This window comes from Mycobacterium sp. 852002-51613_SCH5001154 (assembly GCF_001667425.1).
Classification (GTDB): Bacteria; Actinomycetota; Actinomycetes; order Mycobacteriales; family Mycobacteriaceae; genus Mycobacterium.
In genome coordinates, this window is sequence record NZ_LZII01000056.1 from 95,403 (window position 1) to 107,340 (window position 11,938).

The 11,938-nt window shown below is 65.0% G+C and carries 3 protein-coding genes; all 3 read left to right on the forward strand.

Features of this window, described 5'->3' with window-relative positions:
- Positions 1–36: 36 nt before the first annotated feature.
- Positions 37–10,668: a BTAD domain-containing putative transcriptional regulator gene (locus A5750_RS15885; protein ID WP_231989229.1), complete on the forward strand. Its 10,632-nt coding sequence runs from the start codon at positions 37–39 to the stop codon at positions 10,666–10,668.
- Positions 10,661–11,368, forward strand: a complete 708-nt coding sequence (locus A5750_RS15890; RefSeq protein WP_369817376.1) for a Type 1 glutamine amidotransferase-like domain-containing protein — start codon at positions 10,661–10,663, stop codon at positions 11,366–11,368. Before A5750_RS15885 ends, A5750_RS15890 begins: the two co-directional genes overlap by 8 nt.
- A gap of 160 nt (positions 11,369–11,528) precedes the next feature.
- On the forward strand, positions 11,529–11,921 hold the full coding sequence (locus A5750_RS15895) for a heme-binding protein (RefSeq protein ID WP_066958298.1): 393 nt from the start codon (positions 11,529–11,531) through the stop codon (positions 11,919–11,921).
- The last annotated feature ends 17 nt before the right edge of the window (positions 11,922–11,938 follow it).

Consider the following 11,938-nt stretch of genomic DNA (forward strand, 5'->3'; position numbering starts at 1 on the left):
ACTATCCCGGGCGCCAAACCGCGCGCGATCCTTTCCATGCTCGGGCTGCACGGCGGCTCGGTCGTGGCGGCCGACACGCTCGTCGAGCTCCTCTGGGGCGAGAATCCGCCACGCACCGCAGCCAAGGCCCTGCAAACCCACATCTCCTCGTTACGTCGCACCCTGGGTGACGGCTTCGTTCTGACGGCGGGCGCGGGCTGGACTTTGGCCGAGACCCAGGTTGACGCGGCGCGCTACAAATCGGCAGCCCGACTGGGACGCGACGCCGCGGCGGCCGGCGACACCAGCCAGGCGGTGGCCCGCTTCGAGGAGGCGCTCGCCCTCTGGCGCGGAATGCCCGAGCTGCCCGACGGCCGGCGGGGAACCTCTGAGAAAACGCGATGGATCGAGGGCCACGCCGCGCTGGTGGAGGATCGGGCCGATGCGCTTCTCGCGACGGGCCGGGCCGCGGAGATCATCGGCGAGCTCGAGGCCGCAGTGGCCGACGCGCCGCTGCGCGAGCGGCGTTGGGGCCAGCTGATGCTCGCGCTGTATCGCGCCGGCAGGCAGGGCGAGGCACTTGGCGCGTACCAACGTGCGCGTGCGCTGCTCGCCGATGAATTGGGAGTAGACCCGGGACCGGACCTTCGCCGGCTGGAGGCCGCGATCGTCGCGCAGGACTCTGCGCTGGAAACGCCTGCCGCACAACAGCTCCCGTCCGTGACCCGGGCCGTGACGTTCCTGCTGACCGACATCGAAGGGTCGACGGCCGCATGGGAGGCAGACGCCGGCGCCATGGCGGTGGCGCTGGCGCGACACGACGAGGTCGTCGAGCAGGTCGTGACGTCCCGCGGAGGTCGGCTGATCAAGACGCGCGGCGAGGGCGACGCCACGTTCTCGGTTTTCGAGCGGCCATCGGCGGCCGCCGCCGCGGCCATCGAGCTTCAAGATGCGATCGTCCACGAGCCCTGGGCGCTACGGGAGCCCATGCGCATTCGCGTGGCTTTGCACACCGGGGAGGTCGAATTTCGCGACGGCGACTACTTCGGCCGCGCGGTCAACCGCGCCGCCCGCCTCCGGTCGCTGGCTACCGGTGGCCAGATCCTGTGCTCGGGTGCGACGGCGGAGCTCGTCATCGACTCGCTCCCCGATGATGTCGTGCTCGCCGACCTGGGGACGCGCCAGCTGCGCAATCTCGCGCGCCCGGAACACGTTTTCGAACTTCAACTGCAGAGCACCCTGCTCGACGATCCGGCGGATTCGATCGAGGTGCCTCTGGAGCGCCCGAGCCTGCCCCCCGTGCTCGCCGGGCCAGGGCCGTTCGTCGGGCGCGGGCACGAGCTCGAGCGGCTGTCTTCGGCGTGGCAGACCGCACTCGCCGGCGGCACCAACGCGATGCTGATCGCGGGCGAACCAGGCGTCGGTAAGACGCGTCTGGCCGGCGAGTGGTCGCGACAGGCTTATGAATTAGGCGCTCTGGTCATTTACGGCCGATGCGACGAGGACCTCGGCGCGCCATACCAGCCGTTCGCCGAAGCCCTGCGTTCGCTGGTGCCATGCCTCGCTGCGGGTGGGCTCCGTGGGCTGCGCGGCGTCGAAGCACTCCTCACACTCGTGCCCGGGCTGGCCGACCTGCTTCCCGACCTGGCCGCGCCGACCCGCGCCGACCCGGACACCGAACGCTACGCACTTTTCGACGCCGTCGTCGCGCTGTTGGCTATGGCCTCGGCAAGCGCGCCGGTGGTTCTGATCCTCGACGACCTGCACTGGGCGGCCAAGCCCACGCTGCTGTTGTTACGGCATCTCTTGCGTTTCGGCGAACACGCCCGCATGCAGATCATCGGCACCTACCGCAGCACGGACCTCGACCGCTCCCACCCCCTGGCGGCGATGCTCGCCGACCTCCACCGCGACGGCACGGCCAACCGGCTCAGCCTGAGCGGCCTCGACGAGGACGACGTGACCGCCTACGTCGCCGAGGCGGGTTACAACGACGAAGAGCTCGCCCGGGCATTGGCGTCCGTCACGGGAGGCAATCCGTTCTTCCTCATCGAGGCCCTGCGCCACGTGGATGAAAGCGGTGGACGCTGGGATCAGAGCACCCTGCCACAAGGGGTGCGGGAGGCAGTGAGTCGCCGCCTTTCGCGACTTCCGGCGCAGGCGAACAAGGCGCTTGCCGCAGCCGCGGTCGTCGGCAGCCGGTTCGCCTTGGATCTGGTGGAACGCGTGGTGGAGGAGGACCTGGTCGACGCGTTCGACGAGGCGTGCAAGGCCGGCATCGTCATCGAAGAGCCCGGCGGTCGCTACCGGTTCAACCATGCGATCGTCCGACAATCGCTGCTGGCCGAGTTGCCGTCGGTGCGGCGCATGCGGCTGCACCAGCGCATCGCCACAACGTTGGAAAGCGAGGCAGGCCCCGACGACGAACTGCTCGCCGAACTGGCGTACCACTACTTCGAATGCGCGTGGGCGGGGAACGCGGCGAAGGCGGTCGAATACTGCCGGCGGGCGGCGGACCAGGCGATGGCACGGCTCGCCTATGAAGGCGCCGCCGACCTCTACGACCGGGCCCTGCACGCACTCGAAGAGATCGACGAGGAGTTGCCCGACCGCGACGACCAAGCTGCGGCGCTGCTGATCGCGCGCTGCGAGGCACTGCTGGCCGCGGGCGACGTGGCTTCGGCGTCCGATGCCGTCGCTCAATTGCAAACGGCCACGGTCGATTCCGCCCAACTCGCGGCATGGGCCACCTGCTTCGACGGTCAACTCTCGATGCTGACCCACCCGGAACGACTGGACGACGTCGCTGCCGCGGTCGGCGCGGCCGCCGAAGAGCTCGCCCAACTCGGCGACGCCGCTGGAGAAGCCATGGCACACACCGTTCGTGCCGGCTGTCTCGCCCGGCTGGGCAGGATCGGCGACTGCGAAATCGCCCTGGACGACGCTCTTTCAGCGGCGCGACGCGCGCGTGAACACCGCCGGGTGAATGCGGTTCTGGCGAACGCGCCGCTTGCCGCGCTGTGGGGCCCCAATCCCGTTCCGCGCGCGGGTGGACGATGCCTGGATGTGGTGCGGCTGCTCCGAATCACTACCGACTCACCGGCGGTCGAAGCGACATCGACGCGGTGCCAAGCGGTGTTGGAGGCTTTCCGCGGTCGGGCGGCGGCGGCGCGGCGGATGATCGACTCGGCCCGGCGTACGGCCACCGAGATTGGACTGCGCCATTCTCTCATGGAGGTTGAGCAGTTCGCCGGGATCGTGGAGCTGGTGGTCGACGAGCCCACGGCAGCCGAGCCACCCTTGCGCAAGGCCTACAACGGCTTTCGTCGCATGGGCCTCGACGCCGATACCGCCGAAACCGCGGCGCTGCTGGGCCGCGCTTGTCTCGCGCTCGACCGAGACGCTGAGGCCGACGAATTGTGCGCCGAGAGTGAGCGTCTCGCCGGTCATGCGCTGAAGGCGTCGATCGCCTGGCGCACCCTTCGGGCGCGGTTACTATCGCGGCGCGGTGACCACGGCGCGGCGCGGCGGCTTGCCCAGGAGGCCGTCGCGCTGGCCGAGCGCACCGACGCGCTGGTGGATCACGGCGACGCGTGCCTGACGCTGGCAACGGTTTCGGCCGCCGCCGGCGACCTTGCCGGTGCGCGGGCCGCCGCCGAGCGGGCAGCCGAGTTGTACGAGCGCAAAGGCGCTGCGGCGCTTGCCGAAAAGGCGCTCGACGTTCTCGGTGCCGAACAACCACCCACCGCGCCTCCATCCGAACCGGCCGTCGTCGAACCCGAAAACGCTTGCGTGCGAGCGGGACAACGCGTGGCCGCCGCTATCAATACCGGGAATTGGGATGAGTTCGAGCAGCTCTATGCACGCGCGGTCACCGTCGAGAGCCACCGGAAGATCGTTGGCTTCACCAGGGCTGACCTGCCGTCGGACGATTGGGCACTCGAGAATAGGCGGGTCCTTGAGGCGGGCGGCGTGCGGATCACTTCAGTCGTCATCGCTGTGCGAGGCGAGCGCCTAGCCCTCGCTCGATTGGCGGTGGGCACTGCGGACACGAGTCCTGGGGCGCCGGCGGACGAATTCTTCAGTATTTACGGCATCGATGAGGACGGCCGAATCGCCTCACAGGTGTGGTTCGACATCGACGACATCGATGCCGCTATGGCCGAGCTCGAAGCCCGATTCGAGGCGGAGCACCCGGTCACGCGGCGGCTCGAAAACACGGCGGCGCGCGTATTCGAGCACGTCTGGTCGCATTTCGCGGCGCACGACTGGGACGCCCTGGCGAATACCGTCGCCGACAACTATGTGGGCATCGATCACCGTCGGGTCGTGAATGCCGAGACCCAACACAGTCGAAATGCCGTGGTGCGGGATTTGCAAGCGGCCGCCGAAGTCGGCTTCGCGATCTCGATGGTGAGCGCCATGGCGATTCGCGGGGAGCGTCTCGTCCTCGCACGTGTTCGCGCCGCCGGCCGCGACCCCGAGTCGATTCAAAACGATGCCCTCAACGTCGTCGAGATCGACGCCGACGACCGGATCGCGAACGTCTTCACGTACGACGTCGAAGACATCGGCGCCGCCATCGCCCAGCTCGATGGCCGTTACGTTGCTGGCGAAGCTGCGCCTTATGCGTCCACGTGGTCGGTGATTACGCAGGCATACGCTGCGCTCAACAGATTCGAGCTGCCGGCGACCGCGAGGGACTTTGTGAGCATCGACCATCGGCGAGGGGCCGCGTTCGCACCCGGTGACCTGATCGCTTATGTCCGTGCCGCTTGGAATCTCGCACAGGACGGCACGACCCACATCGAGTCTGTCCATCGGCTGACCAACGTCGGAGCGATCGTCACCCATGTAACGCGTGGAACGTCGCAAGAGGGCTTCGAAGCCGAGTGGCGGGAACTCTTCTTACTGGCTGTCGAAGGGGAAGTGATCAGCTGCTGCGAGTTATTCGACGAGGAAGACCTAGACCTCGCGATCGCGAAATTCGACGAGCTGACCCGCCCGGCATCGCATTTGGAAAACGCGGCAACGCTGGCATTCGACCATTTCTGGTCGCACTTCGCCGCCCGCGACTGGGATGCGCTGCGCGAAACCGTCGCCGATGGCTTCTCCGGTGCCGACCACCGAAGGGTGGTGAATGAGGGAAGCCGGCGCGGTCGAGATGCCGTCATCGACAATCTGAAGGTGTCCGCCAACATCGGCTTCACGATATCGACGTTGGATGTCGTCGCCACCCGCGGCACGCACCTCGCTTTGGCACGGGTACGCACCTCCGGCACCGATCCCGACACGATCCAAAACGATGCACTTAACGTCGTCGAGGTCGACGCCGACGGGCGGATCACGGCGATCGTCGTCTTCGATCTCGACGACATCGACACTGCCTTTGGAGAGCTTGATCGTCGCTACCTCGCCGGGGAAGCGGCTGCCTATGCCCGCACCTGGTCGCTCCTTTCGGAGGGCTTCGCAGCGCTGAACCAGCGGAGAATCCCACCAACGACCTCTGACTGGGCGACCATCGACCATCGACGGCTTGCACCAATCGGTGCCGGTGACCTGGGCGCGTATCTCCGTGTTGCCTGGGAACTCTCGCCGCAGTCCCGCATCTACATTGAGGCTGTGCACCGGCTAGGCAATCGCGGCGCGGTGATCACCCACGTGGCAATCGGGACCTCGCCAGACGGTTTCGACGCCGAGTGGCGGGTGACCGACATAGTGATATTCGACGGCGACCGGATCAGCCACAGTGAGCTTTTCGACGAGACAGACCTCGCCGCCGCCCTCGCGAGATTCGATCAGCTCACCCGGGTAGAACCGCGCCTCGAGACCACGGCAACCAAAACGCACCAGCGCCTGCAGGCGTGCTTCGAGGCCCGCGACTGGGACGCGATATCCGAGATACTCGCGAAGGACGTTTCAACCGACGATCGCCGTCGGCCGGTGAATGCCGGCACGCGAGAGGGCCGCAGCGCCGTACTCCAAGAGATGTCGGCAACCATCGGAATCGGCGTTGAGAGCTTGACGTCGGATATCATCGCCACCCGCGGCGACCGCCTCGCGTTATGCCGCACCCAAACCTGGGGCCGCGACAAGCGCCCGGAGGCATTCCACACCGATGTTTTCGACGTCGTTGAAATCAACGCCGAAGGCCGGCTCACCGCCCGGATCATCTTTGATCTGAACGACTTCGAGGCCGGCATCGATGAGCTCGAGGCGAGATACATCGCTGGCGAAGCGGCAACGCATGCGCGCACGTGGTCGGCCATCGCGCGAAGCTTTGCGTCGATCAATCGGCGCGAAATGCCTCCGACAACGCCGGATTGGGTAAACATCGACCACCGCCGAGGGACCTCGATTGCACCCGGTGAAATGGCTGCCTTGATGGGCGCCGCATGGAGTTCTACGTCTGATCTGAAATGCTTCATCGAGTCGGTGCACCGTCTGAACGATCGCGGTGCGGTCATCACCCACGTGGCGAATGAGACCTCAGCAGACGGATTCCATGCCGAATGGCGAGTCATCAGCGTCATCACGGTCAAAGGCGACCTCATCAGCCGCACTGAGGTATTCGACGAGGCAGAGCTCGAGGCCGCGCTGGCGCGGTTTGAAGAGCTAGGCCGCACGGCGCCACGGCTGGAGAACGCGGCAAGCCAAGTGGGAAGGCGGTATCTAGCGCGTTTTGCGGCCAGCGACTGGGACGCCATGACCGAGATGCTGGACCACAACTTCGTGAATGACGATCGCCGCCGCGTGGTGGGTGCCGGACCGCAACATGGCCGAGACGCCCAGATCGCCGACATGCAGACCGTCGCCGACCTGTGGACGGCAAGCGTGGTGACAAACGTCGTGGCGATTCGCGGCGACGGACTTGCCCTCATGCGCCTGCGCTTCGCTGACCATGATCAAGGGCCCGATGCCTTTCTCACAGACGTGTTCGGCGTGCTCGAAATCAACGCCGCCGGGCGGATTACCGCGGTCGTCTTCTTCGATAGCGACGAGGGCGACGCCGCCTACGAAGAACTTGATTCCCGTTACCTGAAAGGCGAAGCGGCTACTCACTCGCGGGCTTGGTCAGTCATCATGAATGGTTATGCCGCACTGAACCGGCACGAATTGCCGCCGACTACGCCGAATTTCGCAAGCATCGACCACCGCCGAGGGACGGCATACGCCCCCGGTGAGCTGATTGAATACGTCCGCGCGGGATGGGACCTCGATCAGCGAGTTTGCACCTACCCAGAGGTAGTGCATCGACTGACCGACGTAGGAGCCGTCTATACCCATGTCGCGCATGGGATATCGCGCGAGGGCTTCGACGCTGAGTGGCGAGGGATCAGCCTCGTGACGGTCGACGGTGACCTGGTCAGCCGCTCCGAAGTTTTCGACGAAGCAGACATTGATGCCGCGCTTGCGCGCTTCGAACAACTCAGCCAACTGACGCAACGACAGGAAAACGCGGCGAGCCGTCTATACGAACGGTTCAAGGCGGCTTATGCGGTTCGTGACTGGCGCGCGGTAGCCACGATGCTAGATGACGACATTCGGAGCGAGGACCGTCGCCATGTAGTCAATTCAGGCCTCCGACAGGGGACCGACGCGGTGATCGCCGAGGTCTCCGGGCTGTGCGAGGCCGGATTCGACATCACCTCAGAGGTCGTCGCCACCCGTGGCGACCGCCTTGTCCTGAACCGCATCCGAACCACCCTCCGCGGCCAAGGAGTTGATGGCTTCCACGCATTCGCTCTCGACGTCATCGAGATCGACGCCGTGGGCCGCGTCGTGGCGCGCATCGTGTTCGACGTGGAAGACCCGGACGCGGCGTTCGGGGAACTTGAGGCTCGGTACCTCGCCGGCGAGGCGGCCGGCCATGCGCGTACGTGGACGGTCATCGCCGACATCTACGCTTTGTTCAACCGGAATGAGCATTTCAAAGTGGACTGGGTCATGTTCGACCACCGGCGTGGCACGCCGTTCGCGTCCGGCGACCTTCCTCCAGCTCTCCAGAACTTCTTCGATCTGACGCCGGAGTTTGAGGTCCGCATCGAAACGGTGCACCGGCTCAACGATTTCGGGGCTGTCATCACACATGACTCCCATGGGTTCTCGGCTGACGGCTTGGACGTCGAATGGCGCATGATCCAAGTCCTCATCGTTGAAGGCGACCGACTCACCCGCTGCGACCTGTTCGACGAGAGTGAGTTGGACACAGCGATCGCACTATTCGATCAGCTCAGTCGTCCGACACCCCAGCTCAAAAACGCGGCAAGCCTCGTGCTCGAGGAGTTCCTCGCCCACTTTGGGGGTCGCGACTGGGATGCCATGGCAGAACTGCTCGCCGACGACTTTCGCTCAGACGACCGCCGGTCCGTCATCAACGCCGGAATCCGACGCGGTCGAGACGCCGAGATGGCGAATTGGCGTGCCACTGGCGAGGTCTGGACGACTGATGTTCGGGCGACCGTTATCGCGACCCGCGGAGAGCGCCTCATGCTCTCTCGTTTCACCTTCGCAAGCCAAGAATCGCTTCCCGAGGCTTTCCAGGCTGCGGCGCTTGCCGTCATCGAGGTCAACGACGACAACCGATTCGGGTCGACCGTGGTGTTCGACCCTGACGATATCGACGCCGCATTTGAAGAAATCGACAATCGTTACCTCGCAGGCGAAGCGGCCCCCCACTCGCACACCTGGGCAGCCATCGCACAGAGCTACGCCACGGTCAATAGGGGCCACCTTCCGTCGACGACAACAGACTTCGCCGACACCGACCATCGCCGAGGAGCAGCGGCGACACCGGGTGAACTTCTCGCATTCCTCCGTAGCGCGTTGGACCAGACGCCTAATCTGACGATCCGCATTGCAGCTGTACATCGTCTCAGTCGATACGGCGCGGTCGTCGCCCACACTGCGGCTGGGACCTCCCCGGAGGGGTTTGAAGCCGAGTGGCGTGAGGTCATCATCTTGGCAGTTGATGGCGGCATGCTCAATCGCTGCGAGATATTCGACGAGGCGGATCTGGATGCCGCCCTTGCCCGATTCGACGAGCTGAGCCGCCCGACGCGGCAACTCGAGAACGCAGCAAGCCGAGCGGAGGACCGCCTCTTTGCGCGCTCGGCGGCCGGCGATTGGGCGGCGGTCGCCGAAATCCTGGCCGGCAACAGTTTTGTCGACGATCACCGTCGGGTGGTGAATGTCGGCGTCTGGGACGGTCGCGATGCCGTGATGGCAAACATGCGCGCCCTGGCCGAGGGCCTCGCGCAGGTAACGCTGACGGTCATCGCGACCCGCGGGGAGCGCCTGGCCCTCATTCGAATCGCCTCCTTCGACCGCGAGTTGCAGCGCGGCGAATTCGTCATCGAGATGCTGGGAATCACCGAGATCGACACAGACGGGCGGATTGCGGCCCACGTCTTTTTCGATGCCGACGACTTTGACGCCGCCTTCGAAGGACTTGAAGCCCGGTACCTCGCCGGAGAGGCAACCGAGCATTCCCGCACGTGGTCAGCCATCGCACAGGCCTATGCCGCGGTTAATCGTCACGAGCTACCGGCGACGACGCCGGACTGGACCAACATCGACCACCGACGAGCAATAGCGTTCGCACCGGGAAATCTGAAGGGATACCTCGAAGCCTCTTGGGACCTGCTCGCGCCGGGGCTCCACGCCTACATCGAAACCGTGCATCGGTTGAACGAGCTGGGCGCGGTAGTCACCCGAGTTGTGGAGGGGACGTCGAGCGACGGCTTCCAGGCCGAATGGCGAGAGATAGGCATCTCGACCGTCAAAGGCGCTCTGATCAACCGCTCCGAGATCTTCGACGAAACAGAACTCGACTCCGCGCTTGCCCGCTTCGACGAATTGCAAGCGCAGCCGCACCGCTTGGACAATGCGGCAAGCCAAGTGAATGAACGATTTTGGACCTGCCTGGCGACGCGCGATTGGGCGACGATGGCCGAGATACTCGCCGAGAACGTTGTGTCGCATGACAACCGTCGGGTTGTCAACTCCGGTGAACTGCGCGGGCGCGATGTGAACCTCGCAAACCTGCGGGCAGTCGCTGACGTCGGTTTCGAGGGCGTTGTCTGGACGGTCCTCGCGCTTCGTGGACAACGCCTTGCCCTCTCCCGCATTCGGTCCTCCGCCCCCGGACTTGAGCCCGGTGAGATTAGCGCGGACATGATCGGCATCGTGGAGATCGACGGGGACAACCGGATGATTGTTCACTCCATATTCGACGCCGACGACTTCGACGTCGCTTTCGCCGAACTCGAAGCTCGGTACATCGCCGGCGAAGCGGCCACCCGTGCGCGGATATGGTCGTTGGTCGCGCAAGGCCACGCTCAGTTCAATCGGCACGAACTTCCAACGATGATGCCGGACGTGGTTTACATCGACCATCGACGGGGCGTCACAATCGAGGGCGCCGATCTGGCCATAACTGTTCGCGCCAATTTGGATCTTCTTCCGCAGGTGCACGTCTACGTCGAGACCGTGCATCGGCTGACCGAACTTGGAGCCGTCGCCACCCAAGTGGTGAAAGGGACCTCACAAGAGGGCTTCGACGCCGAATGGCAAACGATCGCTATCTTCACCTTCGAAGGTGACCTGCTCAGCCGCTACGAAACCTTTGACGAGACGGAGCTCGATGCTGCGCTCGCTAAATTCGACGAGCTCGTCTGCGGTGACTGAGACGGTGCCACGACGACAACCGCTTTATCTGCTAGCGGACAGTCAGCTGCTGTTCTGGAAGCGACGGGACCGGCTGCTCCTCGAGGGAGCCCTCGATGGATTGGCGCGGGACACACCGCTTAGCGCGGCCTACATCGGTGCCTCCAACGGGGACCGCCCCGAGTACTACGGGATCTTCGAGACGGCTATGGATGCGATTGGAATCACCGACCGTCGCATGATTCTTTCGTCCTTCGGCTCCGACGATCGCGCCTTCCTCGAGCGTGCCCGGTTGATCGTCCTCGCGGGTGGCGATGTACGACTCGGCTGGGACACGTTCGAGAAAGCCGGCATGAAGGACGTGATCCTGCGCAGGCACGCCCAAGGGGCCGTCCTGGTGGGCATCTCGGCCGGCGCCGTCCAGCTCGGACGCTATGGAATCGTCGAGACGCCCGAATCGCCCCCGCTTGAACTAGTCGATGTGTTCAACCTCGTACCCTTGGTGGTTGACGCGCATGACGAGCGAGGCGGGTGGGCGCGGCTATCGCGAACCGTCGAAGAGCTCGAGGGATCGGCCGGCGGCCTCGGAATCCCATCAGGCGCCGGAGTCATGGTGCACGCAGACGGCACTATCGAGGCTCTCCGTCATCCCGCGCATGAGTTCCGTTTCGAGGGCGGTCGCGTCACGCACTCGCTGTTGCGCGCCGAAGATGACGGCTGATTTTCTCGCACCGCAACGAAGTTCGGTGCGTGAACATCGCCATCGCGTTGTGACGGTTGGCCGTTGTAATAGTGACTTTCGGCCCGAGTAACCAACCCGGTCGGTGTCCAGAGTTAACACCATGCCAACCGCAGGTAATTGCCGCATAAAGGAGCCAGCTATGTTCTTCGCACATCTGACCCCGCGTCGGCTACTAGTCGGGGCAATCGGTGCCGGCGCAATTACCGGCACGCTGCTATGTAGCACCGCGGCGACCGCCGCGGCTGACTCCCCGCCTCGGCCCCCCGGCTGCACGGCAGCGGATGTAGCCGGCGTCGCGTCAGGTGTCGCGGCAGCGCTCTCGGGCTACCTGTTCACTCATCCGGACCTGAACGAGTTCTACACCGGACTCCAGGATCGTCCCAAAGACCAGATCCGCGACGACGTCCAGCAGTACTTCAACGCCAACCCGGAAGAGCAAGCCGATCTCGAAAACATCCGTCAGCCCCTGGCTGACATCAGGCAGCGTTGTCAGTGGACACCGCTGCTGGGGCAGGGCGGCGCGACCCCTTGAGCGATCGAAACAAGCAC